Genomic DNA, 24658 nt, shown 5'->3' on the forward strand with positions numbered 1-24658 from the left:
TCGCTGCATAATTCTTGTTCGAATAAAATGTGTCAAGTGATATTGACAAAACCAAAAAAGATCTGTTAAAAATCAATTTTCATTCATCAGGTCTTGCTATCGGATTTATTATATAAAAAGAAAAAAGCCCGATATAATCGAGCTTTTCATGGTGCGGATAACAGGAGTTGAACCTGCACCGAGTTGCCCCGACTGACACCTGAGGGTAGCGTAACGACAGTGCGAGATAGCGCCCGATATCCGCCTTTATTTTACTTTACTATTCTCCCGTCACTTATCTCAATAATCCTGTCGCATTGTTCGGCGATTTTGGGATCGTGAGTAACTATCACTACTGTACGTCCCTGTTTATTCAATGATTTGAACAGTGCCATGATCTCCGCAGAGGTTTTGGTATCAAGCGCACCTGTTGGTTCATCGGCGAGTATCATGCTCGGTTCGTTGACTATCGCACGGGCGATTGCAACTCTCTGCTTTTGTCCGCCAGAAAGCTTATTGCAGGGCTTTTTCGCAAGTTCTCCAATGCCAACAGATTTTAATGCAGCAAGAGCCTTTTCTTTTTTATTTTTTATTTTCTGCTTTGAAAAATTGAGTGGAATCATAACATTTTCCAAAGCTGTGAAATCTTCTACAAGAGCAAAATCTTGCATTACCATGCCTATTTTTTCATTACGAATTTTTGCATATTGCTTTTCTGAAAGATTTTTTACCAGAGTTCCGTCAATAGTATATTCGCCTTCCTGATAATTGTCAATGCAAGCAAGAATATGCAAAAGTGTAGATTTTCCTGCTCCGGATTTGCCAATAACAGCCACAAGCTCTCCGTCATTAATCTCGCAGGAAACTCCGTGCAGAGCTTCAAATTCGTTGGATTTTTTAGGATTGTATTTTTTTGTTATGTTTGATATTTTTATCATGATTACCTACCTGTTGTCTTTATTTATTATCTATCAATAATTCACGTGGATTTTGCTTTGAAATAATTAAAATCGGGAGTATTATTGATACTATTATATTCAAGAGTCCCATAAGTACACACATAATTATTTCCGGAAGATTAAAGCTTATAATATATTGCGAAGAACCATTCATATTTGTAAAAATGAAAGCTAAAATTCCTGATAATACAACACCAAACAGCCATGTAAATAAACCGTTTAGAAGACTGATAATTATTCCAACTTTCCATTTTGCTCCACAAATAAAAAATATAGAATAAGCTTTTAAATTTGTTTTTGTTTGAATAGCATTTACCGCAACAGAATTTATAATTGTAAGAATAAGTATGCATAAACTTATAGGTAAAATCAGTGTTATATCACTTTTTAAATATTCTATGCTGTTTTGGTTCAATTCTGATAAATCCATTAGTGCTCCAAATTGATATAATTTTCTATTTAGTTCTAATTTTTCTTCATCATTTAAGCCTTTTTCATATACAACAAAAAGTGCTCCAATTGGTTCTTGTGAAATCTCTGCATTTTTGACATCTTCGTAATTTACATAAAATTCAAGCAAATTTTTTGTTTGATATATATCTTTAAATGTATAATAATAGTTACTTTTTGAATCACCATTTGTATTTATAGTCTGTGCTGTTTTATCTAACATTCCGATAATCCTGAAGTTATAATGATTAACAGAATCTGTGAATTCAACTAAATCGCCTACTTTATATTTAGTATTATAAGTTACAACAGCTGCAATTTCATCAGAACGAGTGTCAGCTTTATTTAACCATTTGCCATATTTTATGTCGGGTGTATATAAATCTATCATATTTTGAGTATATGAAAAAACTAATGGAGATGAGTTTTCATTAGCCGGATATATATTAACTGATGTACACCCATAAACTTCTTTAATTTTATTGTTATTGACAGATATATCTTCTAACTTAAAGAAATCATCGGAAGTATAATAATTATCATCACCATACTCATAGTTTTTTGTACCGGTTGTAATTATAAATTTGCCATCTTTATTAAGAAGTTTTCTTAATGGAAGATAATCTTCAATTTTAAACATAATTGAAGATGTACATATTACAATTAAAAATAAGGTTACAGCTATTTGTATCACGACAAAGAGATTTATAAACAAATTACGCTTCATCATTTTTATTGTGTATTTAATCATAAAACTATCATCCTCCTTGTTTTTGGCTTAAAGGAAGCTTATGTAGTTGTATTATTATCATTAAATTAAGAATAAAATATATTACTGACACATAGATAAGACCAATAATAATATAATTTTTTAAATTATAAATAATATCAATATATTCAAAGCTTGATTTGAGCTGTTTTACAACAATTTTGAAATATATTGCCGATGTAATTAAAAAGCTCATTATAGATGTTATCATGATTTCTGCAACAAATATTCTTCTGGCTTTATTTATAGTACAACCATAAATTCTAAAAACAGAAATCATTTTATTTCGGGTTATTAAAACATATCTGAATAACAGAGTAAGTGTAATAGAAGATAATATAGTAAGTAAAATAGAAAGTAACATTAATGAATTGTAAAAAGGTAAGTCATCATTGACTGTATCTATTTCAGGAATAAAAGCAAAATTACCAAATATGTTATTACAAGCAGCTCGTATGTTCTGATAAGTTTTTGTACTCATTACATTTTTTGTACAAAAACTTATTTCAGTTATATTATCTAAGCTATCGGGTGAATTAATAAAAGGAATAGTTATTGTCTCGTCTATTGCATCAATTCCTACAACTTTATAAGTTTGGTTTTCTATGTTAACCTCTTGATTTATACAATCTGATGTAAAGCCATATGGAAGAACAACTTGCATAGTGCCTTTTTTAAAATCATTTTGAGAAATCATTTTACCGGAACTGGTTGGTGAATTATTATAAGAGGTTTTATACTGTATAAATGTTTTTGCTTCAGGAGAATATGATAATCTGAATGTGATACTATTAGGCTGTTCATAAATTTCAGGTATGTTGGTATTTGTTGTTTCCGCTGAATAGTATATTAAATCTAATTCTTCTAATGAACTTTCGTCAATACTAAGAAGAAGTTCTTTTATTTTTTTATTAGTTGTACTGCTATCACAAATATAATATTTATTGCCATCTTCTTCATACTTGTCGATAACATTTCCAAATTGTATAATTAAATCCGATTGCTTTAAATTCTTATTTTTTAGCAATTTAAAATTTTGAAATGCACCGAAAGAAAAAAGAATAATAAATGATGCAGTAAATTGACACAACAAAAACAACACAAAAATAATTGTGTTGTTTTTGGCAAAATTTCTTATATTTTTTATTGTATAGTACATAAAAATTCCTTATTTATAGTATTAATATTGAGCCGCTGTTGCTACTAATGTTTTATTTCTAAAAGGATCAGCATCTTTTTCAAGATATGGAGATACTTTTGCGGTTAATGTATACTTATAAGTTTTGTTTTTGGGATTTCGCTGTACAGAAACTCCGCAACCTGCATTACTAGTTATAGTTTTACTTTCTTTATTGGTTGTTTTTTTAGTTTTCTTGTCATATTTTCCGATTTTAGTAAATAGAGTTAATTTTTCTTTTGTGTTTCCACTTTTTGATAAAATGGCATAAATAGAATTGTTAGTTCCTTTAAGAGAAAATGTAACGTCACCATAGCCACTATTATATCCAGGTACTTTGGTCTCTTTTTTGGATCCATTTTTTACATATGTGCTGAATGTTTTGTTATATGCATTAAATGTGGATGTTGAATAGTAAGTATCATTTCTCCATTTTAGTTCCTGATTTGTGTTAGCTGCATTAGCTTTAATAGCCATGGTTGAAGTAATCATAATTGTAGTTAAAGTTATACTAACTATACTTTTTGTGATTTTTGTCATAAAATCATCCTATTGTCTCATGTTCAAAATTAATCAACTTTTGTAAAATATTTTACTTACCTATAATAACATAGACATTTATTTTTGTCAATATAAGTTTATGAACAAAATTATATTTTATTCATAATGTGCAAAATATTAAATAATATATAGGACATTTTCATTGACTTTGTTATAAAAAAGATAATATAATGCACTTTTAGTTTTGTCTGTTGTGGTAAGTGTAGATGGTTACTATATTTGCAAGTGTTTAGACAGGCATAAATCCGACAAGTAGCAAAAAGACCCTCGAAGTGGCATCTTCTGGGGCTTTTGTGTGTCCGATTGGAAACACATAATCTCTTTTGTGGTTGTTTTTCTTGATTTGTCAATAATACCTCTGGATTATTTTATGGACAAGTCCATTAAACAGTGTGACTATCACATACATAAATATAACTGCCACACCCTCCATCGCAAACAGCGACGTCGAAAACGCACATCTTGCCACAGTATCAAAATCCAATCTCCTGTGCAAAACAATGAAAATACTGCATACCTCTTGACAAATGTATCAAAATGCGATACCATGAAAATGGAGAATGATAAAAGCTTGTAAAGATTTAAACGTCTTTACGAGCTTTTTGTTTTGTATATATTTTTCGCCGTGAGCAGAAAGGGTGAAACTTAATAGCAACTTGAAAATTGAATAGGAGGCTTGATAAATTGAAAAAGTTCAACTCAAAGTCCTGCGAGGAAATCATGACCACAGTGTACAAACCGATTGAATTCTGCATTGACAATCTGCTTGCGCAGGGTCTGTATATCTTAGCAGGAGCGCCGAAAGTCGGAAAATCGTGGCTTGCGCTTGATATGTGCTTGTCCATTGCGAAAGGAGAAAAGGTATTAGGTCAGCAAACTACACAAGGAACTGCTCTGTATTTGTGTCTGGAAGATAGCTATGTGCGAATCCAAAATCGTCTTTACGAAATTACGGACGGGCCTGCGGAAAGATTGTATTTCGTAATTATGTCTGAGGCGATTGGAAATGGCTTGGAAGAACAGATTACGGATTTTAAAAATGAGCATTACGATTTAAAAGTTGTGTTCATTGACACTCTGCAAAAGGTGCGTAACGAATCGGAGTCAGGCTACGGCACTGATTACAAAGAACTGTCTGTGATGAAAGCACTTGCCGACAAGCTTGAAATTACAATCGTAGTTGTGCATCACACACGAAAGTGTGCTGACAGCGATCCATTTAATATGATCTCAGGCAGTACAGGCTTAAGCGGTTGTGTTGACGGAAGCATGGTTCTGATTGAAAGCAAGCGTGGAAGTCGTACAGCAAAGCTTCATTGTGTAGGTCGTGATATTGAAAACGCAGAAATTAATTTGCAGTTTGACAGCGATTTGAAAAAGTGGATAGTCACCGATGAGCCGTCCGACTGTAAAAGCAAGGATAACATTTTTCTGGCTGCACTGTATGTGTATCTTAAGAAGCATATTGATTTCTGCGGTACAGCTTCGGAATTAGTGAATGTTCTGAAAAGTGTTTCCGATGAAACGTTTTATCCCAACAGAGTAACAAGAGATCTGGTGCAGAACGGTTACACTCTGAGAAAGTACGGAATTGATTTTCAGTACAAGCGAACAAGAAACGGCAGACTGATAAATCTTCATTACGACCATGAGCGTGACAGTAGTGACAGTAAAAATTCTACTGTCGTTACTGTCAACGGAGCGCATAAGCAATACCTCGCAAACCCTTGAAAATGCTTGGTTTACGATGATGACAGCAGGTGTGACAGTAACTGAAATCGGATAAAGTTACTGTCAACATTTCAAGGTTACTGTCAACGCAACGTAAGCCGATTTGCGGGCTTGAATTTTTGTCGGGTAAGTTTAGCCAAAGCATTTCAAAAGCCGACACAGGCGATTTGTTAGCCGCTGTGGGCGATATGTGTGAGAGGTTTTAATTCTGATAATAAAAAGGCAGTTGTTAATCTGCACAAATACCGGATATGCAGCAGTTAAAGCAAAGTAAAATATTTTATTGCAAGTTAAAGTTTCGGGGTCGCAGCCCCCGAAACACTCACAGCGGACGAGCAAAGCTCGCCGCAAAAATGCCGAAAACACGCAGTTTCAGCAAAATGATTGTGCATAATTTTTATGGGGTCATAAATTTGAGCTTTGAATGATTGAGGGGTCGTAAGTGCAAAAAACTGCGTGAAATCGGCATAATTGCGGGCGTTGTTGATGATGTCAAACGAAATTTTAAGAAAGGAATGATTAAAAATGATCAGTTTAAAAATCAGAGAAAAAGAAACTGAAAAGACAGTAAGGAGGGCGATAAAAATATGCCAAGACAAAGAGAAATCCCGAAAATCAATTCAGTCACTGTTATCTATAATGGCGACGGAAAGACATTTGATACCTTCATGGAGTCCATGATTAACGACTATTTGAATTCAGATAGTATGTCCAAATGCTCCGACTCCGATTTTATTGAAAAGGTAGAACTTGTTGATAAAACAGCGTAATCGCTGGACTTTCAGGTCGGCTTGTGGTAGTGTCAATCTGAACGAAGTTCAGATTGGTAACGCAGACACACCATAGCGTGCCTGCCGAATTTAAAGGAGGTCGATAAAATGAGAGCGTGGCTATACTACAGATTATCTCGTGACGAAGATGAGGAAATGAACAGTCTGCAAAATCAACGACAGATTTTAGTTGATTACGCTGAGCAGAATGGTTACGAAATCGTCGGAGAGAGCTTTGATGACAATGTTTCAGGAATGACGTTTAACAGAAAAGGCTTAGGAGAACTTGAAATTGCTGTTGACGAAGGTAAAATTGATGTAGTTCTGGTCAAGGATCTATCAAGACTTGGCAGACACCGTACTCAAACGGAACTGTTCATAGATCACTTGCGACAGAACAATGTCAAGGTCTATTCTGTGACTGAGGGCATTGATTCCAGTAACGAGAATGACGATTTGATGATTGGATTCAAGCAGATCTTCAACGATTTTTATGCTAAGGACATCAGCAAAAAAGTAAAAGCAGGTGTACGTCAAAAGCAGAAAGGAAAAGGTCTGATAGAGTCCTTACCACTCTGTTACAAGCGTGATCGAAACACAAATACTGTTCTGGTAGACGATGAAACGGCTTGGATAGTACAGGAAGTATTCAAGCTATACGTTGACAGTTACGGCTTGACAACTATCGCAAGGACGATGAATGAGCGTGGAATAAAGTCTTCTGAATATTATCAAAAACGTAAGCTTGCGGATTGGAAACCGGACATTTCAAAAAAATATCTGTGGGTTCAGACTTCAGTAAGGCGGATACTTACGAACGAGCTGTACATCGGAACGATGGTCAATCACAAAACTGTGACAAGTAAAATCTACAAGACAAAGACTTTTATTCCGCCCGAAGAACAGTATCGCCATGAGAATTTCTGCGAACCAATAATTGATGAAACAACTTGGAAACAGGCACAGTTTTTACTGGAACAGCGTTCACAGATTAATCCACGTTCGCAAAATGGCAGGAATCTTCATCGCTATTCCGGATTAATAAAATGCTCCGACTGCGGGGCTTGCTTTGTAGCTCGCACAAGAAAATGGAAAGGCAAAGAGTACGTTGAATACACTTGCAACAGCGCACACCGCTACGGCAAGCAATACTGTACTCCGCACACAGTCCGTGAAAATCAGCTTGACGCTTTGATCGAAGATGAAGTCCGAGGACTTCGTGAAACGATACTTGCCGAAAGCGAACGCTACAACAAGATTGTCAAGGATTGGGTAAAGAAAAAGCCGCTGTATGAACGTCAGATACAGCAGCTCAACGATAAGATATTATCACTCCGACAGCAGATCGAAGATTTGATTATAGAGCGAATCGGCGACAGAGAACACGCACAAGTTTACAACAATATGATTACTAAGCGTGAAGAAGAAATATCCGCTATTGAAAAACGGATAACCGACTTGAGGGAATATGACAAAATCTGCAAACAGAGAAAAGAACAGCTTAAAAACACAACACAGATACTTGATGAAATCCTGTCCGAGGGTACGATTTCGGATATCAATCTAAGAATGTTAGTCAAGCGAATTTTCATTCATCAAAATGAAGATAAAAGTCTTGATATCAGATTCGAGATGAACGGAGAGTTTAATGACACGGTCAGCGTATTTATAGATCCGATGGACGAATTAGAAAGTGCATAGAGAAGCAAGGAAGATCCGCAGAACTGCCTGCGGATCTTCCTTGCTTATATGAACATATTAAACAGCAGACGCATTAGCTATGGTAGTGCGTTTTAGCATAATATCAATTAAAAATTGTTCTTAGAGCCAGCGTGTCTGCCCATTTATTTTTACTGGAGCAAAAGAAAAAAGCCCGATAAAATCGAGCTTTTCGTGGTGCGGATGACGGGACTTGAACCCACATGACCTTGCGATCACTAGCACCTGAAGCTAGCGCGTCTGCCAATTCCGCCACATCCGCATATAAAAATTTGAAACTTTTACTCGGCTCAAATCCAAAACCGAGGTGGGTGCTTATCACACTAATCCACATTTATGATGAACCAGAAAGCAGCCAAGCAAATAAATTCACTGTCGTTACGCTGCCTGAAGCTAGCGCGTCTGCCAATTCCGCCACATCCGCACATAAAAATTTGAAACTTTTACTCGGCTCAAATCCAAAACCGAGGTGGGTGCTTATCACACTAATCCACATTTATGATGAACCAGAAAGCAGCCAAGCAAATAAATTCACTGTCGTTACGCTGCCTGAAGCTAGCGCATCTGCCAATTCCGCAACACCTGCATATGCGAACATTACAATTTTTACACGGCGAATATCCAAGACCGAGGCGGACTTTATTAACAGTAAACAGCGTTCAAGCAGCTCCGCAATAATGTCACTTAAAAGCAACACATATATTATATCACAACGCCCCACATTTGTCAAGCGCTTCTCCGAAATATCCCCAACATATTTTTAAACTTATTGTTAATAAACAAAAGCAGCGCCATACATTCCTGCATAGCGCCGCCATTATTATTTTTATATCGAACAACTGATGATATCAGCCGTTGCGGAATTGCTCCTCAAGAGACTGATCGTTCACACCCATCGTAACGATCTTGTGAACGTACTTGTTCTTCATCAATGCGCTTACGAGTATCACACCAACTACCGATACGCAAACAAACTCTCCCAATGCGACCCAGCCCATATTGGCAAGCAGCGGAGTCTTGAATACATATGTGAGCTCAAATCCCACAATAACCGCATTCGAGATCACAGGCATAAATGACGCCACGATCAGATTTGTCTTGTTCCTCAGCAGATATATCGCCACCGCCGCAACAAGCGTCGCCAGCGTTCCGAATACGACGTCCACAAGCCCCAGCGTGCTGAATAGATTTACTATCAAACAGCCTACCGTCAGCGAAATTATGTAATCCTTGTTGTAGAAACAAAGAAGCATAAGCGCCTCGGATATCCGAAACTGAACTTGTCCGTATGCAAGCGAGCTGCATAACATCGTCGATACTACATAAATTGCCGCAATAAGACCCATCGTGGTCAAGCGGCGTGCGCTAAAGTTTTCCATAAAAAAATCTCCTTGTTTTTATTTGCGAGTGGTTGATCTAGGTTACACTCTATTAAATTGATGGTTTATACATAAAAAGGCTGCCGCCGAAACGGCAGCCTGATTATTTGAATTATAGCGGATAGCTTAGAATTAAGCCTTGCCAACAGAACCGAACAGTTCCATCTTCTCCTTGACCTTAGCCTTGATAGCCTCGAAACCAGGATTGAGGAGCTTTCTTGGGTCAAAGCCCTTGCCCTGAAGATCCTTGCCTTCTTCAATGTACTTTCTTGTTGCTTCCTGGAATGAAAGCTGGCACTCTGTATTTACGTTGATCTTTGCAACGCCGAGAGAAATTGCCTTCTTGATCATATCGTCAGGAATGCCTGTGCCGCCGTGAAGTACGAGAGGCATATCGCCAACCTTTTCCTTGATAGCTGCAAGTGTCTCGAAAGAGAGACCTGGCCAGTTCTCAGGATACTTACCGTGAATGTTGCCGATACCGGCAGCGAGCATTGTTACGCCGAGATCTGCAATTGTCTTGCACTCATCTGGGTCTGCACATTCGCCCATACCAACAACGCCGTCCTCTTCGCCGCCGATAGAACCAACTTCGCACTCGATAGAAAGACCAAGCTGATCTGCAACGTGAACGAGTTCAGTTGACTTAGCAAGGTTCTCTTCAAATGGATAGTGTGAACCGTCGAACATAATTGATGAGAAGCCAGCCTTAACACACTTGTAGCAGCCCTCGTATGTGCCGTGATCGAGGTGAAGTGCAACAGGTACTGTGATACCGAGTTCCTCGTCCATTGCCTTTACCATTGCAGCAACAGTCTTGAAACCGGTCATATACTTGCCTGCGCCCTCAGATACACCGAGAATTACAGGTGACTGCAACTCCTGAGCTGTCAAAAGGATAGCCTTTGTCCACTCAAGGTTGTTAATATTGAACTGACCTACGGCATACTTGCCGGCAAGAGCCTTTGTCATCATTTCCTTAGCTGAAACTAACATTTTAATGACCTCCGTTATTTAAAATTTTCCTCTATTATTATACAACATTACCGCACCGATTGCAATAGTGTGACATTAATTTAACAATTATGTAACAATTACGACTGTTCTATACCTCGTACATCTCGATGACCTTCTGCGCCACTTCAAGCTTCGTGCAGCGCTTGTCCATCGCCTGCTTTTCGAGATACCTGTGCGCCTGCTGCTCGTTGAAACCAAGATATTGCATAAGCGCCATTTTCGCCCTGTTGACTATCCTTATCTCCTCAAGCTTTTTGTGTAGCTTCAAATTCTCCGTCCTGATACCCAGCATACGCTTTCTTGAAGCGTTTACAAACTTCATCGAACGGTAAAAATTCTGCCTGCTCAGCGGCTTCGGTATCACCATAACGCCGAAATCTTCCAACTTATCCGCCAGTATGTCAGCGTTCTCCGCCTTTGCGATAGCAACGCAGCTTGCGTCAGATGAGGTGCAAACTATCTCCGCCAGCTCGTTTCCGTATTCGTCCGACAGAGGACAGTTTATAACAACGCAGTCATAATCTCCCGAGCCTGCCGCTCTTCTCGTCTCAAGTCCCGTTGCGGTAATGGAAGTCTTGCAGGAAGGGAAAACGTCTTTCAAAAGACTTACAAGCATTGCTGTTGCTTTTTCATTGCTGGAAGCAACCAATATTCTGTCCATTACCCGACCTCCTTGTCGCTAAGATTTTTGTAAATGAAAACGCCTTCGGACTTACAGATGATAGAAATATCTGACTGTCTCAAACTGCTCCTTGTCGGGAGCTCTGTTGTAATCTCCGATAAGCTCCTTCTTCTGACGAATGTAATTTTCAAGCAGCACCTCAGGCAGGTGTTCCTTCAAAAATTCGCTCTGCTCTGCCACCTCAACAGCCTCTTCCAATGTCTCAGGAAGCGTCTCAAGCTTTTCAAGTTCAGCCTCTTCCGCAAACCTCGTGTCAACATTAAAAGGCTCGCTGAGTTTTTGCTTGTTTATCACGCCGTCAATGCAGGCATAAATAAGCAGACCCATTGCGAAATAAGGGTTGCAGGTGTTGTCCGGCGAACGCAAAATAATTCCGTTCTCCTCATTGTTATCCAGCGGCGCTCTGAGAAGCTGAGCGTAATTTTCGTGGGACCAAGAAATATACTTCGGCGCAAGAAGGCTTCCGAAACGCTTATACGAATTGGTGGTCGTATTAAGAAACAGCGTCATATCCTTGACGTTTTTCAAAATACCCGCCGTCATATACTGCGCCTCCTGCGAAAGTTCGCCCATATGAGGACGGAAAACATTCTCCGTGCCCTTCATACACATAAGCATAATGTGCAGACCCGAACCGCAGTTCTCTATGATAGGCTTCGGCATAAATGTCGCATAAAGCCCATTCCTGTCCGCCATAGATTTTACAACGTTCTTAAATGTAACAAGATTGTCCGCCGCCTTGAGTGCGTTTGAATACTGAAAATCTATCTCGTTCTGACCGGGGCCAGTCTCGTGCCTCGAGCTTTCTGGAAAAATATCCATCTGCTCAAGTGTCAAACAAATATCACGCCTTAGGTTTTCGCCCTTGTCAACAGGGGCAGCGTCGCAGTATCCTGCGTAATCGTGTGGCTGCTTTGTTGGCATATCCTGATCGTTTTTCTCAAAGCAGTAAAACTCGCAGGAAGTTCCAATCTGAAAATTATAGCCCTTTCCTCTTGCATAAGCGATAGCCGTCTTGAGGAAGAACCTTCCGTCACCCTCGAAAGCCGTTCCATCGGGATACTTCAAGTGGCAGAAAAATCTCACAACTCTGCCGTGCTGCGGTCTCCAAGGCAGCAGAGCAAGGGTGTCGGGGTCAGGGAAAAGTCTGAGGTCTGAAACGGTCACATTAAGAAAGCCGCCCAGCTTTGAAGCGTCGAAAACAAGACCCTCTCTGAAGATCTTCGGCAGCTCCCCCGCTATAACAGAGATAGTTTTCAGCGACCCGAAAATGTCGCAGAACATAAGCTTTACAAATTTGACGTCGTTCTCTTCAACGAACTGCAAAACCTCTTTCTCAGTATATTTCATAATAAATCCTCCGTTATTTATAACCGTTCCCGTTGCCATATCGCCCCGAAAGTTTACCAAACCATACATTTAATGATAACATAACAGGTCATTTCATAATAGTGAACAGCTATAAAAATTTTGTAACAATATTTTAATTTGTGCGTCATATCGTACATTTTGTACCTTATGATACACAAAAGCTATTTTTCGATATCCTCCAGCCAAAGTTTAGCCACAGCGTCAGAAGGCATACGCCAATCTCCTCTCGGCGAAAGGGTAACAGAACCGATCTTTGCGCCGTCGGGCAGGCAGGAGCGCTTGAACTGCTGCGAGAAAAATCTGCGGTAAAATGTCTTTAGCCACTTGTCGATAGTCTCGTCGGAATAATCCCCCTCAAAAGCGTATCTCGCCAAACGTCTGACCTTTGAAGGCTCAAATCCCCAGCGTATACCATAATAAAGGAAGAAGTCGTGAAGCTCATAAGGGCCTACCAAGTCCTCAGTTTTCTGGGTCATTTCCGTGCCGCTGTCGTCCGTCGGCAACAGCTCTGGCGATACTGGAGTGTCCAAAATATCGTACAGCACATCACGCAGCTTGTCAGAAGTGCAGGTGTCGCCGTAATACTGAACAATGTGCCTGACCAGCGTTTTCGGTATGGAAGCATTAACGCCGTACATCGACATATGATCGCCGTTATAAGTCGCCCAGCCGAGAGCAAGCTCGCTGAGATCGCCCGTCCCGACCACCATTCCGCACACTTGGTTCGCAATGTTCATAAGCACCTTCGTGCGCTCTCTCGCCTGTCCGTTCTCGAACACAACGCTATGGTCGTTATAATCGTGGCCGATATCCTCAAAGTGCTGCAAAACCGCCTTTGATATATCCACCTCTCTGAACGTTACTCCCAGCTCTTCGCAAAGTATCTCCGCATTGGAGCGTGTGCGCTTCGTCGTGCCAAAGCAAGGCATTGTCACCGCCACGATATCCGTGTGGGGGCGTTTCAGCAAGTCCATCGCCATAACGCAAACAAGCAGCGCCAAAGTGGAATCAAGTCCGCCCGAAATGCCGATAACAACAGTCTTTGAATGTGTGTGCGCAATACGCTTCATAAGCCCGTGGGACTGCATTTGCAGGATAAGATGACAGCGCTCGTTCCTCTCCGCCTGATTTGAGGGGATAAAGGGCGTTTTCGCAAACTTCCTCGTCAAAGCCGTCTCAACCATATCAAGGCTGAATCGCTCAATGGAAATGTTTTCCTTGTCCAAAAAGCCCGTGCTCTTTGAAGAATAGTCCCACTCTGCGCTTGCAGGATAAGTTGAGATTTTCCTGCGCTCAAAGGTCAGCTTTTTAAAGTCGATCTCCGAGATCGTTATGCCGTTCTCAAAAAGCCTGCTCTCTGCAAGAATAGAGCCATTCTCCGCAATGATATTGTGTCCCGAAAATACCATATCCTGCGTTGATTCCCCGTCGCCGGCGGAGCAGTAGATATATCCTGCCACCAGCCTTGCAGACTGATTTGAAACAAGCTGTCTGCGGTAAGAATCCTTGCCGATAACTTCATCGCTTGCAGACAGATTGCATATGAGCGTAGCCCCGGCCTTTGCAAGATAATTTGAAACAGGGTCAGCCACCCACAAGTCCTCGCAAAGTTCAAAGCCCACCACAAGTTCGGGTATCTCATCGCACACGAAAACAGTCTGCTCCATTGATGGCATAAAGTCAAGTTGCCCGTATTTTCTCAGATCAATTGCCGCACATTCGCCCCTGTATGGCGCAAAATGCCTAGCCTCGTAAAATTCATTATAGTTCGGCAAATGCGTTTTCGGGATAAAAGCACGCACTTCGCCGCCCTGTATCACAGCACCGCAGTTGTAAAGCTTGCCGTTCGCCCTCACAGGCACGCCCACAGCCACCAGCATATCGCTGTCCGCCGTTGCCTTTGCGATCTTTACAACGCCTTCCATAGCCTTGTCAAGCAAAGCGTTCTGAAAGAACAAGTCCTGACAGGTGTACCCCGTAACGCAAAGCTCAGGGAACACAGCGATCTTTACGCCCTCTTCCCTGCACTTTTCGATCTGTTCGATGATCTTATCAACATTAAAGTCAACGTCCGCAACCTGTATCTCAGGCGTGCAGGCAGCGACCTTTATAAAGCCGTCTTTCATAATATATGCTCCTCACAGTATCATAATATCAGTTATTATCATTATACCATTTTTTGCGCCCATAAGTCAATATTTTTTCCATTCAAATTGCTCTTTGCTTTTTGCGTCTAAATATGCTATAATAATCATAACATCACCGCAAAACAAACCGAAAGGACGAAAAATATGAGCAAGCAAATATATAAGATAATCGACATCACCGAAGAGGATTACGGCTGCGAGGGTATCCCCGAGGACAGCGAGCTTATGTGCTCGGTGCTTGTGAAAAGCCCCACAGGCGAAGAAAAATGGCTAAAATATCCCGACCGCTACCTCCGTGAAAATAATATCGACATAGGCAGCGAAATAGAACTATAATGAATCAAACAAAAACGGACGACCGCATTACCCCTACACCAAAACCAGCGCATTTAAGCACTTTTGTAGGGGCGAACAGCGTTCGCCCGTTTATTTTTGTCCGTTTATAATTTCTCGTTAGATATTCTGCTGTCCAAAATATCGTACTAAAACAATACCCAGCACCTAGTCCGTATATCCCACAGCAAGCCTGTGCTCAAAATCAGCCACCTTCAAAGGTCTGTCGAATACAAAACCCTGTACAGCGTCACAGCCAACGTCCTCGAGATACGAAAGCTGCTCCACCGACTCAACACCCTCGGCGATAGTTTCCTTGCCAAGCTTTTTCACCATATTTATAATGTAATAGAACATTATAAGATCCTTGTCCTTTCCCTCATATTCCGTCTCCAGCGGAATAAATGACTTGTCGATCTTGATGACTTGCAGATCAACGTTCTTTATCATATTGAGGGACGAAAATCCCGTGCCAAAATCGTCCATTGACGTCACGATGCCATTGTTTTTCAGCCCGTTCACAAGCTCCGTGATAGGCTCAAAGTTCTGATAGTCCTCGCTCTCCGTCAGCTCGATCTCAATATACTTGTGCTCCAACCCATATTTGTCGATAGTCTTTACAATGTTCTCAAGCAAGTCCTCCTCCTCAAGGTGCTTCCTCGAAAAATTCACCGATATCCTAAGCGGCTCAAGCCCCGAATCAATGCGGTTTTTAAGCCATTTGCATACCTGCTCCAGCACATAATAATCAAGATTTATAACGCTTCCGTCACGCTCCAAAAGCGGCACAAAATCCGCAGGCGCAATGACTCTGCCGTCTCTGTTCCACCGCACAAGCGCCTCCGCACCAAAAATCTTCTTATCCTTTATGCGCACCTTTGGCTGATAGTAGACCTCAAATTCGTTCCCGTTAAGCGCCGTGATAAAGTTTGAAAGCACACTCTGGATACGCATAAGCTCACGCCTGATATCATCGGAATATTCAACAACGTACCCTGCGCCAAGCCTCCTCGCCGCCGAATATGCAATGCTCACACGAGCCATAACCTCTCTCGGGAAATGTACCCCCTTCAAGTTCGCAAAGCCCACAGTCGCACCGAAAATAAAGGTCTTGTCAATGTGCTTCTCTTCATCTTTAAAGCCAATGCTCACCATTGAAAGCTCGTCTATATACTTTTTCATCGCCGCAGCTTCCACCAGCATAACAAAATTGTCGCCCCCAAGCCGTGCGATAAGCTCGTCACCGCTAAGCATATCTATCAAATACCTCGTGTAATCACGAAGCACAACGTCGCCCTGCTCGTAACTGAGCACCTTGTTTACATATTTAAAATTGTGGATATTAAAGAATATAACGCCGAAATCCTCTATCCTGCCTTGAGCAATGAGCATACCTGCCTGCTTCATAAGTGCGCCCAAAGTCGCCGCACCAGTCTCCATATCGGTGCTGACAACGTGCTGAACCAGCCTGCCTGTCATAAGCCTGTTGTATTGAATGTACACCGCATTTGCCGCAATGGATATTATCTGCTTCTGCTCCTCATCGAAAACGCAGCCGACCGCAGGATAAAACTTCATCACAACCTTGCCCTTTTCCATAATCACAAAAGCGATCTTGTAAGCTTCACCCACAGCCTCGCCGCTGTCAATAAGCACCGATGAAGCGTCAACGCCGCTCTGACAAAGCTTTGAAGCAGGAATGTTCACAAAAAACTCCGCCTTGACAATGCCAAGCTTCGGCGCAATGCTCCCGAAAGCCTCCCTTACAGACCGCTCGCAAGCCTCAACGCTGTCGTTATCCCTATATATCGCCTTGAAAAATTCTATAAGATCTCTGTCAATATCCATACTTCTCCACTAAGATCCTTTCATAATCTATGTTGTCGGATATCACAAACGAAAGTAAACGATTACTCAAATATTTGTAACATCTAATTATATTTTACAATATTTATCGCCAATTGTCAAGCGAAAATATGACTTGATTTCTTTTTCTAACAAAAAATGCAATAAAAATCACCCGACATCATATCTCAGATATCGAGTGAAGTTTAAGTGAGGAGTTAGGAGTTAGGAGTGAGGAATGAATGAATCGCCTAACGGCGATGATTTTTGTAGGGGCAAAAAATTGTTTTGAGACGTAACTCACAACAATTTGCGGTCGCCCGCAGCTTTGCGCTGCGTTAGACTAAAAAGCCCAATTTTCAGCCGATAATTGCATATCCGCCATATGCTTGTAAATGCCGCCTGCCTGCTTGAGCTGCGCAGGTGTGCCGCTCTCTGCCACCTTACCGTCCTTGAGAACAACTATCTTGTCCACGCCGTCAACAGTCCTCATTCTGTGGGCAATGATAAGTACAGTCTTGTCCTTGATAAGCTTTGAGATAGACTCTTGGATAACAGACTCGTTGTCAACGTCAAGGGAAGCCGTCGCCTCGTCCATAAGAATGATAGGTGCGTCCTTGAGGAATGCCCTCGCAATGGATATCCTCTGACGCTCACCGCCCGAAAGCTCCGAGCCGTTCTCACCGATCATACTGTTCCACTTGTCTGGCATTTTCTCAACAAAGTCCTCGCAATGCGCAAGCCTTGCCGCCGCCATAACTTCTTCGTCCGTTGCGTCCTTCTTTCCGATACGGATATTCTCCATTACCGTGTTGTTGAAAAGTGTTACGTCTTGGAATACGATAGAGAACAGCGAAAGCAGCGTCTCCGGCTCGATCTCCGATACGTTCATTCCGCCGACCTTGATAGTACCCTTGTCGTTGTCCCAGAACCTTGCCGCAAGTCTCGATACCGTTGTCTTTCCTCCGCCCGATGGGCCTATAAGCGCCGTTACCTCGCCCTGCTTTGCCGTGAAGCTTACGTCAGAAAGCACTTGCTCGCCGTCCTTGTATGAGAACGCAACGTGATCGAATGTGATGTCATAACCCTTGTTGTCAAGGGTCGTCCTGCCCGTCTGCTCTTCGCGAGAAAGTATCTCGTCCATTCTCTTGCAGTTTACGTCAAGGCTTATCATAGCCGCAAGGTTCTGCAATGCGATCTGCAAAGGCTCGTACATTCTCGTTACCACCAGCAGGAACATAAAGAATGTCAGCACGCTTATCTCGTTTTTCACAAGGAGTGAAGCACCCACCACCGCAACAGTACCGATACCAAGCTTTAGTATCATCTGCGCCGTGCAAACGAACGCCGCATTTGAAAATTCCGCAACGATAGAGTGCTTCTCAACAGCCTTGATCTTCTCGTTGAGGCCCTCCATATAGCTGTCAACCATATTGTATGATCTGAGATCTCTCATCGTCTCGAGACCTTCCTGTATGCCGTCAAGACAATCTATCTTGTATTTAACAGTCTTTTCGTGAACTTTCGTCATAACCTTTCTCGAGCACAGCACGATAATGAACGCCACAGGCATTACCCAAACCGCCGCAAGAGCCATTTTCCAGTTGAAGAAAAACAAGCTTATCACAATAAGGGTCGTTGATATCAATGCGCCCACAAGCTCAGGTATCCAATGGGAAGAGCCCGTCTCGATCATTGCGCAGTCGGTCATAATGGTGTTCGTAAGATCGGCAAGGTCTTTCTTGCCAAAGAATGAAAGAGGTATCTTTCTAAGCTTTTCCGCCAGCGTGCGCCTTCTCACGCCGCTTTCAACATAAGTCGAAAGGAACGTCGCCCTGTACTGCACAACAGTCGTCAGCGCAACGACAAGCAGCGTGCCTATTATTGCAAGAATGAAATACTTGAACTTGTCCTGCGGCAGCTCGCCGTCAAGAAGATAAGAAGCCAGCTTGTAAAGCAATGCCACAGGCAGCATAAGCGCTATGTTCGATACCGTAACAGCCGCAAACGCACGGAGCATTCCCTTTGCACCTTTATCAGAAAGGGCATATTTGTGCTTTAATTTTTCCGTAAGTGTCATAATTTATACCCCTGCCTTTCCGACCTGCCAGTTTACAGATCTGTTGTATTCATTCCACATTCTGCTGTAAATTCCGCCCTTTTCGATAAGTTCGCCGTGCTTGCCGCTCTCTGCGATCTTGCCCTCAGAAAGAACGTAAATGCAGTCAGTATTTGTGATAGTCGAAAGCCTATGGGCGATCATTATAACAGTCTTGTCCTTTGAAAGCTTCTCAAAAGCCTGCTGAACAAGTCGCTCATTGTCAGGGTCGGCAAAAGCCGTCGCCTCGTCGAGTATAAGTATAGGCGCATTTTTAAGGAACGCCCTCGCAATGGAAAGTCGCTGACTTTCACCGCCAGAAACGTAAATGCCCTTTGAACCGATCATAGTGTTCACGCCCTCAGGGAACTTCTCGATGATATCCATACATTGTGCGTCCTTGAGTGCCTGCATAACTTCCTCGTCAGCAGCGTCAGGTCTGCCCATTCTCACGTTATCGAGAATGCTCATTTTAAGCAGTTTGCTGTCTTGGAAAACGTATGAAACATATTCCATAAGCTTGTCAGAAGGTATATCCCTTACGTCCACGCCGCCGATCTTTACCGAGCCGCTCTTAACGTCCCAGAACCTTGCAACCAGCGACGCAAGGGTGGTCTTTCCTCCGCCCGATGGGCCAACAAGCGCAATGTGCTCCCCTGCCTTGACTGACAAGTTTATGCCGTCGATAGCATTGCTGTCAGCGTTTGCATAAGCGAATGTAACGCCGTCCAGCTCGATAGAAGCGTCCTTTGGAGCAGCACCCTTTTTCGTCTCTGCAAGAGGCTCAGTCTTCAGTATCTCATACATTCTGTTAAGTGCGTCCTCAACGATCATCTGCGATTCGCCTGCATATGCAACCTTCATAAGCGTAACAGTCAGCACGGAAGTGATGATGATATAAAAAAACAGATTGAGCACGAACTCGTTCGTAACGCCGTGTGAAGTGAGCTTGAATGCCGCAATGATAAGTGCTGCGAAAATTCCGTTAGACGCCGTTGTGAAACCTATCATCGGCAGCATCATGTTTTTTGTGTAGCCGATAGTCCACTTTTCATATTCGTCTATAGCAAGCTTGAAGCGCTTGAAAGAGAATACTGTCTGACCGAAAGTCTTTACAACAGACACGCCTCTTATATACTCCACAGCCTCCGCTGACATTGATTCAAGTGCGTTTTGATACTGCTTCATATCCTCCGCCATCTTAGGACCCATCATAAGGGTTCCCATAAGCACGAAAGCTATCACCGCAGGGATAAGGCTTATAAGCCCCAGCCTCCAGTCAAACGCCATCATCATAACCAGCAGCCCGATAGGCGTTGCATATGAAACCGCCTTGTCCGGCAGATTGTGCGCAAGAAAAGTCTCCGTCGCAGAGCTTGAATCTGCAACGATCTTTCTTATCTTGCCCGTACCCTCGGCCTCAACATAGCCGATAGGAAGCTTCATAATGTGCTTCATCATACTCATACGCATATTAGACTGCACTCTGAAAGCCGCCTTGTGAGAGCACATAAGCGCAGCGATATAGAACACCATCGCCAGCAGCGCAAAGCCCACCGCCTGCCAGCCGTAGCTGCTGATATTGACAGCCTCCGAGAAATTCGGTCTGACATCAAGCACTTCCTTGATTATCCGCCAGATATCGTAAAACGGTATCAAGGCGATCCAGGCGCTGATAGCTGCCAGCACAAGCGAAGCGTATGTAAAATACTTGTTATCGCCTGCATATTCCATCAGCACCGATAATGATTTTTTCTTCTTTTCTTTCACAACAAGACCTCCTGTTACTCCTACTAAGTTAGAAAAAGCTAACTCATCTCCATATAAAAAGCAACGCCGCACAAAAGTGCATTGCTGCTTTTATTTACTTAAATTAAAAATATCAAGGCATATCCTCCACCCCGAGGACGCATTTCCAGCCTGCGTAGCAATATTTACTTATGTCCCCCATAAAGATCTTAGCCTCGTCATAAGGGATATCGTGAGACACCACCTCGTAAATATACGACCAGCCCGTGCGGCAGATAACGTGTATAAAGAAATCGCTGACGGTGTTTTCACGCCTTGAGAACTGTTTCACAAATTTCTTGTAATACTTTTCCTCGATCTGCGCCAGCCCGTCGAAATACCCCTCGTATTCCGTGCCTGCTGAATTGCAAAAAATAAGCTTAAAAACGTCGAAATTATCGTAAATATATTTCAGCACAAGCTCAGTTCCCTCTGTTCCCTGACTTATCATATCTTGAGTGTCACAACCCTCCGTGGAAGCGCCTATGCTTTCAAGATACATCTTCATAAGCCCGTCAGCGGCAGGCTTCACCACCGCCGAAAACAGCCCCGCCTTATCGCCGAAACGTGTGTAAATGGAATTAGAGCTTACGCCGCTGTCGGCAGATATCCGCCTAAGATTGGCATTATGAAACCCATATTTGAGAAATTCTTTCTTAGCACTTTCAAGCAGCGCCTCAGTAACGCCCGCAGTTTCCTGTCTCATATTTTATACCTCGCTTTAAATAACAATGTTATTATAACACAGTTATTTTATTTTGTCAATAGCATTTTTTTACAAATACGCATAAAAATAAGGACGCATTTTAAGCAACGCACCCTTCAAAAACAAATTTTATATTCCCCACCCCTGCCGCTCCCCACACCCCTCGCAAAACCGCTATAATAAAGGGTTTAGCAAATTCGCAATCGTCGTGTTAACGATTACAAAACACTTTATTTACTTTTTTTTACAATTGTAATCGTTTTATTAAGCTGGCAGCTTAACAAATCCCGAAAACTTTGTGATATAATTACGTTGTGAAAACAAAATAGTGCAGAAAATGCACTAAATATGAAGTAATGGAGGAATTTGTTATGGCTTTTTGTAGAAAATGCGGAAAACAGATCGATGATGACGCTGCTTTTTGTCATTTTTGTGGTAATCGAGTGGTTGTCACGCCTGTTGTTGAAAACAAGAGCAGTCCTGAAAAAGAGCCCGTGGTACAACCTGCGAATGACATTAATGACGTAATTGTTAAGAAAAAAAGTTCTAAGGCGCCGTTGATAATATCAATAATTGTCATTGCCTTAGCCGCCTTATTTGCCGTTTTCTGGTTTGTACTTAAACCTATGCTGTTCGATAAGGATAAGGTCGCTGAAAAATATCTTTTCAATGATGGTTTGCTGAGCGCTATGACCGAAGAAAACGGTCAATGGGGTTACATCAATGAAAGTGGCGATTATGTGATCGATCCGCAATTCGACGCAGTAACAGAGTTTTCAGGTGGATATGCTACCGTTTCAGTCGGAGGAAAATGGGGCATTATCGATACCAAAGGAACTTATATTGTATCACCTCAATATGATTACATTTCGCCATTTTCCCAGGGCGTTGCAGTCGTAATTGATTTTGATGTTGATGATGAGGGTTCAGATAAATATGGTCTTATCGATACAAGTGGAAAGCTGTTGCTTCCAATAACCTATGACGAAATAGGTTCAGACGCACTCGAGGGATTAGACTTAGAAAACAAGAATGAGATTTTTGTTATCAGATCCGGTGATAAATATGGTTATGCAAATATAAAAGGTAAAGTTGTAATAGCACCAACATATGATGATGCAGATTCATTTAGCGAGGGCTATGCTGCCGTTTGCAACAATGACAAATATGGTTTCATAAATGAAAAGGGTAAATTAGTCATAAGCTGTCAGTATGACTCAGCATTTGATTTTATTGAAGACCGCAGTATCGTAACGGTTGGCGATAAGTATGGTGTTATCAACACAAAAGGTGATTATGTTGTAAATCCTAAATATGATATGATGTTTAGTTATAGTGAGGGTTATGCAGCATTCAAAAAAGGCGAGAAGTGGGGCTATGTAGATACAAAAGGAAAAGAAGCCATTTCTGCACAGTATGACTTTTCAACAACTTTTAATAACGGTGTAGCCGCCGCTAGTTCTTCAGGCAAATATGGCTTGATAGACGCAACAGGCAAATGGGTAGTACCAGCCAAATATTATAGTATGTGTTATCTTGACAATGGTCTCTATTCAGTTATAGACGGTAAAAATTGGGGCATAGTAAACAATGAAGGCAAAGAACTGCTTGAACCGACATACGATAATATAGACCGTTCATCATATTATGATAAACGGTATGCATTTTCATATGGCGGAAAAGTTGGATATCTTTCTGAGAACGGCGAAGTCTGCATAAGCAATAAGTTTTTAGCTGGTTCAGGTTTTTATAGTGACGGCTACGCTATCGCAACTACTGATAGCAAAAAGTTGGCTGTAATAAACACATCAGGAGATATCGTTAACAATAAAGAATACTACGGTCTGGCTGGCGAAACATCAGGTTACTGTCAATATGAAGATTGCTTAAACACCATCCAAAAATACGATAGTGATATCTTAGGAATAACCAAATCCCAAAATTATTGTAGTCAGAAGAATGCTGAAACTATCGCAAGAGCATTGAAAAACGATATAGAAGATATGGTGGCTAGTGGAGAGACCATACCAAGAGATGTACCTAGCAAAAATCTTGTATTAAAAATAGTTAATTGTTCAGATATGAATAGCCTCGATAAAATAAACCAAAGTGTAGCAAATAGCTGTTCAGATTTTAATACTAAAGGTTACGCAGTAGTCGCATATGTTACAGACACAGAAGAAGTTTTTGTCTGCTGGGCGCACGATAAATATGCAGATTTTAGTGTAGGTGCATACTCAACAATAAGTGGCTCATTACAAGATAATTTTGACGGATATTCTTTGACTGATATTTACAACAGTCTATATAGTTATTAGGAGGTAAAAAATTATGGCTTTTTGTAGAAAATGCGGAAAAGAGATCAACGACGACGCAGTTATCTGCGTACATTGCGGTTGCGCAACAGAAAAGGCAGCACAGCAAAACAATCAGAACCCTAACTACGACCCTGACTCAAATGCAGACTTTGTCGAGATACTTCTCAGCGTACTCATACCTATCGCAGGTATCATTATGTACTTCGTAAAGAAAGACACCCGTCCAAAGGCTGCCAAGACCTGTCTCTTGGTCGGTATCATAACCTGGGCTCTCGGAACCATAGCTATGACGATGCTTTAAGGAGAATGTAAATGAAATACTGCGGAAAATGTGGTGCACAGCTCGAAGATAACCAAACAGTATGTATGAAATGCGGTTGCGCTGCGGCGCAAAAAGGGGATACCGCAGGCAGTACAGTAAAAGCACAGTCAAATACCAAACTCAACAAAATAATAGCAGCAGTCGTTATAATAGTCATTGCAATTTTGACAGGCTTTTATATCTATAACCAGTCCGACGGAGGGGCACTTGTTTTAAGGAAATTCGACAGTACCATAAGCCAGGCAAAAAAGGACGGCAAGTTCAGAGAACTTTCCTTTGATTTTCGCCTGACAGGATCGCCCGAAGTGCTGGATCATACAGGCGATGTGTATTTTGTCTATTCAGCCGCCAAGACCACCACGTCCATTGGCAGCTACAACGAAAGCTCAGATAACGGCTTGGTGTTCATAATCAGAATACATAGTTATCTTACAGGCAGGTGCTCAATGGTCTCAGTCGTACCTGTAAACGGACGACCCAGCCAGTCTTATATCGACACCTGGAAAAACATTTACGGAAGTTATTCACGATAGGAGG

At 41.7% G+C, this 24658-nt stretch carries 20 protein-coding genes and 2 tRNA genes; 7 read left to right on the forward strand and 15 right to left on the reverse strand.

Features of this window, described 5'->3' with window-relative positions; genetic code table 11:
• Positions 1–149: 149 nt before the first annotated feature.
• The 5 genes from QZ371_RS02955 to QZ371_RS02975 form a co-directional block, all read right to left on the reverse strand.
• Positions 150–244: transfer RNA gene (locus tag QZ371_RS02955), tRNA-OTHER, on the reverse strand.
• Between the two features lie 7 nt (positions 245–251).
• Positions 252–917 carry an ABC transporter ATP-binding protein gene (locus QZ371_RS02960; protein WP_117878808.1) on the reverse strand — a complete coding sequence of 222 codons (666 nt, stop codon included), beginning with the start codon at positions 915–917 and terminating at the stop codon, positions 252–254.
• 19 nt (positions 918–936) lie between these two features.
• Entirely contained in the window at positions 937–2139 is a 1203-nt protein-coding gene (locus tag QZ371_RS02965; RefSeq protein ID WP_295209187.1) for an ABC transporter permease, read from the reverse strand.
• Between the two features lie 7 nt (positions 2140–2146).
• A complete protein-coding gene (locus tag QZ371_RS02970) occupies positions 2147–3316 on the reverse strand; it encodes a hypothetical protein (RefSeq protein ID WP_117894134.1) in 1170 nt (389 codons plus the stop codon).
• A gap of 21 nt (positions 3317–3337) precedes the next feature.
• On the reverse strand, positions 3338–3874 hold the full coding sequence (locus QZ371_RS02975; protein WP_295209194.1) for a hypothetical protein: 537 nt from the start codon (positions 3872–3874) through the stop codon (positions 3338–3340).
• Positions 3875–4579: 705 nt separating this feature from the next.
• Between QZ371_RS02975 and QZ371_RS02980 the strand changes: the two genes are divergently transcribed.
• The 3 genes from QZ371_RS02980 (at position 4580) to QZ371_RS02990 (ending at position 8097) form a co-directional block, all read left to right on the forward strand.
• On the forward strand, positions 4580–5626 hold the full coding sequence (locus tag QZ371_RS02980) for an AAA family ATPase (RefSeq protein WP_295209196.1): 1047 nt from the start codon (positions 4580–4582) through the stop codon (positions 5624–5626).
• Positions 5627–6213: 587 nt separating this feature from the next.
• On the forward strand, positions 6214–6396 hold the full coding sequence (locus QZ371_RS02985) for a hypothetical protein (RefSeq protein ID WP_022286812.1): 183 nt from the start codon (positions 6214–6216) through the stop codon (positions 6394–6396).
• 108 nt (positions 6397–6504) lie between these two features.
• Complete coding sequence (locus QZ371_RS02990) at positions 6505–8097, forward strand: recombinase family protein (RefSeq protein ID WP_295209201.1); 1593 nt, start codon at positions 6505–6507, stop codon at positions 8095–8097.
• 193 nt (positions 8098–8290) lie between these two features.
• On the opposite strand, the gene QZ371_RS02995 is transcribed toward QZ371_RS02990, so the two are convergent.
• The 6 genes from QZ371_RS02995 to QZ371_RS03020 form a co-directional block, all read right to left on the reverse strand.
• Positions 8291–8377, reverse strand: a tRNA-Leu gene (locus tag QZ371_RS02995).
• A gap of 586 nt (positions 8378–8963) precedes the next feature.
• Positions 8964–9494, reverse strand: a complete 531-nt coding sequence (locus tag QZ371_RS03000) for a QueT transporter family protein (RefSeq protein WP_295209204.1) — start codon at positions 9492–9494, stop codon at positions 8964–8966.
• Between the two features lie 132 nt (positions 9495–9626).
• Positions 9627–10490: a class II fructose-1,6-bisphosphate aldolase gene (gene fba / locus QZ371_RS03005; RefSeq protein WP_295209207.1), complete on the reverse strand. Its 864-nt coding sequence runs from the start codon at positions 10488–10490 to the stop codon at positions 9627–9629.
• 109 nt (positions 10491–10599) lie between these two features.
• Positions 10600–11172, reverse strand: coding sequence for an ANTAR domain-containing protein (locus QZ371_RS03010; protein ID WP_295209210.1), 573 nt, complete (start codon positions 11170–11172; stop codon positions 10600–10602).
• Between the two features lie 51 nt (positions 11173–11223).
• Positions 11224–12543 (reverse strand): glutamine synthetase family protein, encoded by a 1320-nt coding sequence (locus QZ371_RS03015; RefSeq protein ID WP_295209213.1) that lies wholly within the window; start codon positions 12541–12543, stop codon positions 11224–11226.
• 182 nt (positions 12544–12725) lie between these two features.
• The gene (locus QZ371_RS03020) at positions 12726–14690 is read right to left on the reverse strand and encodes an NAD(+) synthase (protein ID WP_295209216.1); all 1965 of its coding nucleotides are present in this window, start codon (positions 14688–14690) and stop codon (positions 12726–12728) included.
• A gap of 165 nt (positions 14691–14855) precedes the next feature.
• On the opposite strand from QZ371_RS03020, the gene QZ371_RS03025 reads away from it, so the two are divergent.
• The gene (locus QZ371_RS03025) at positions 14856–15047 is read left to right on the forward strand and encodes a hypothetical protein (RefSeq protein WP_295209223.1); all 192 of its coding nucleotides are present in this window, start codon (positions 14856–14858) and stop codon (positions 15045–15047) included.
• Positions 15048–15212: 165 nt separating this feature from the next.
• Here the strand turns inward: QZ371_RS03025 and QZ371_RS03030 are convergent, their stop codons facing one another.
• From QZ371_RS03030 to QZ371_RS03045, 4 genes are all read right to left on the reverse strand, one after another.
• Entirely contained in the window at positions 15213–16892 is a 1680-nt protein-coding gene (locus QZ371_RS03030) for a bifunctional diguanylate cyclase/phosphodiesterase (RefSeq protein ID WP_295209225.1), read from the reverse strand.
• A gap of 340 nt (positions 16893–17232) precedes the next feature.
• Positions 17233–18969: an ABC transporter ATP-binding protein gene (locus QZ371_RS03035; RefSeq protein WP_295209231.1), complete on the reverse strand. Its 1737-nt coding sequence runs from the start codon at positions 18967–18969 to the stop codon at positions 17233–17235.
• Positions 18970–18972: 3 nt separating this feature from the next.
• Positions 18973–20721: an ABC transporter ATP-binding protein gene (locus tag QZ371_RS03040; RefSeq protein WP_295209821.1), complete on the reverse strand. Its 1749-nt coding sequence runs from the start codon at positions 20719–20721 to the stop codon at positions 18973–18975.
• Between the two features lie 148 nt (positions 20722–20869).
• Positions 20870–21481 (reverse strand): TetR/AcrR family transcriptional regulator, encoded by a 612-nt coding sequence (locus QZ371_RS03045; RefSeq protein ID WP_295209235.1) that lies wholly within the window; start codon positions 21479–21481, stop codon positions 20870–20872.
• Between the two features lie 371 nt (positions 21482–21852).
• Between QZ371_RS03045 and QZ371_RS03050 the strand changes: the two genes are divergently transcribed.
• Genes QZ371_RS03050 through QZ371_RS03060 form a run of 3 tightly spaced genes read left to right on the forward strand, consistent with a single transcriptional unit; the run spans position 21853 to position 24654 of the window.
• Positions 21853–23799, forward strand: coding sequence for a WG repeat-containing protein (locus tag QZ371_RS03050; protein WP_295209238.1), 1947 nt, complete (start codon positions 21853–21855; stop codon positions 23797–23799).
• 13 nt (positions 23800–23812) lie between these two features.
• Positions 23813–24100 (forward strand): zinc ribbon domain-containing protein, encoded by a 288-nt coding sequence (locus tag QZ371_RS03055; RefSeq protein WP_295209241.1) that lies wholly within the window; start codon positions 23813–23815, stop codon positions 24098–24100.
• 11 nt (positions 24101–24111) lie between these two features.
• Positions 24112–24654: a zinc ribbon domain-containing protein gene (locus QZ371_RS03060; protein ID WP_295209244.1), complete on the forward strand. Its 543-nt coding sequence runs from the start codon at positions 24112–24114 to the stop codon at positions 24652–24654.
• Positions 24655–24658 lie beyond the last annotated feature (4 nt).

This window comes from Ruminococcus sp. (assembly GCF_019423705.1).
Classification (GTDB): domain Bacteria; phylum Bacillota; class Clostridia; order Oscillospirales; family Ruminococcaceae; genus Hominimerdicola.

Coding starts and splice junctions, on each gene's coding strand:
- QZ371_RS02960 (WP_117878808.1), bottom strand. CDS start 917: ATGATAAAAATATCAAACATAACAAAAAAATACAATCCTAAAAAATCC.
- QZ371_RS02965 (WP_295209187.1), bottom strand. CDS start 2,139: ATGATTAAATACACAATAAAAATGATGAAGCGTAATTTGTTTATAAAT.
- QZ371_RS02970 (WP_117894134.1), bottom strand. CDS start 3,316: ATGTACTATACAATAAAAAATATAAGAAATTTTGCCAAAAACAACACA.
- QZ371_RS02975 (WP_295209194.1), bottom strand. CDS start 3,874: ATGACAAAAATCACAAAAAGTATAGTTAGTATAACTTTAACTACAATT.
- QZ371_RS02985 (WP_022286812.1), top strand. CDS start 6,214: ATGCCAAGACAAAGAGAAATCCCGAAAATCAATTCAGTCACTGTTATC.
- QZ371_RS02990 (WP_295209201.1), top strand. CDS start 6,505: ATGAGAGCGTGGCTATACTACAGATTATCTCGTGACGAAGATGAGGAA.
- QZ371_RS03000 (WP_295209204.1), bottom strand. CDS start 9,494: ATGGAAAACTTTAGCGCACGCCGCTTGACCACGATGGGTCTTATTGCG.
- fba (WP_295209207.1), bottom strand. CDS start 10,490: ATGTTAGTTTCAGCTAAGGAAATGATGACAAAGGCTCTTGCCGGCAAG.
- QZ371_RS03010 (WP_295209210.1), bottom strand. CDS start 11,172: ATGGACAGAATATTGGTTGCTTCCAGCAATGAAAAAGCAACAGCAATG.
- QZ371_RS03015 (WP_295209213.1), bottom strand. CDS start 12,543: ATGAAATATACTGAGAAAGAGGTTTTGCAGTTCGTTGAAGAGAACGAC.
- QZ371_RS03020 (WP_295209216.1), bottom strand. CDS start 14,690: ATGAAAGACGGCTTTATAAAGGTCGCTGCCTGCACGCCTGAGATACAG.
- QZ371_RS03025 (WP_295209223.1), top strand. CDS start 14,856: ATGAGCAAGCAAATATATAAGATAATCGACATCACCGAAGAGGATTAC.
- QZ371_RS03030 (WP_295209225.1), bottom strand. CDS start 16,892: ATGGATATTGACAGAGATCTTATAGAATTTTTCAAGGCGATATATAGG.
- QZ371_RS03035 (WP_295209231.1), bottom strand. CDS start 18,969: ATGACACTTACGGAAAAATTAAAGCACAAATATGCCCTTTCTGATAAA.
- QZ371_RS03040 (WP_295209821.1), bottom strand. CDS start 20,721: ATGGAATATGCAGGCGATAACAAGTATTTTACATACGCTTCGCTTGTG.
- QZ371_RS03045 (WP_295209235.1), bottom strand. CDS start 21,481: ATGAGACAGGAAACTGCGGGCGTTACTGAGGCGCTGCTTGAAAGTGCT.
- QZ371_RS03050 (WP_295209238.1), top strand. CDS start 21,853: ATGGCTTTTTGTAGAAAATGCGGAAAACAGATCGATGATGACGCTGCT.
- QZ371_RS03055 (WP_295209241.1), top strand. CDS start 23,813: ATGGCTTTTTGTAGAAAATGCGGAAAAGAGATCAACGACGACGCAGTT.
- QZ371_RS03060 (WP_295209244.1), top strand. CDS start 24,112: ATGAAATACTGCGGAAAATGTGGTGCACAGCTCGAAGATAACCAAACA.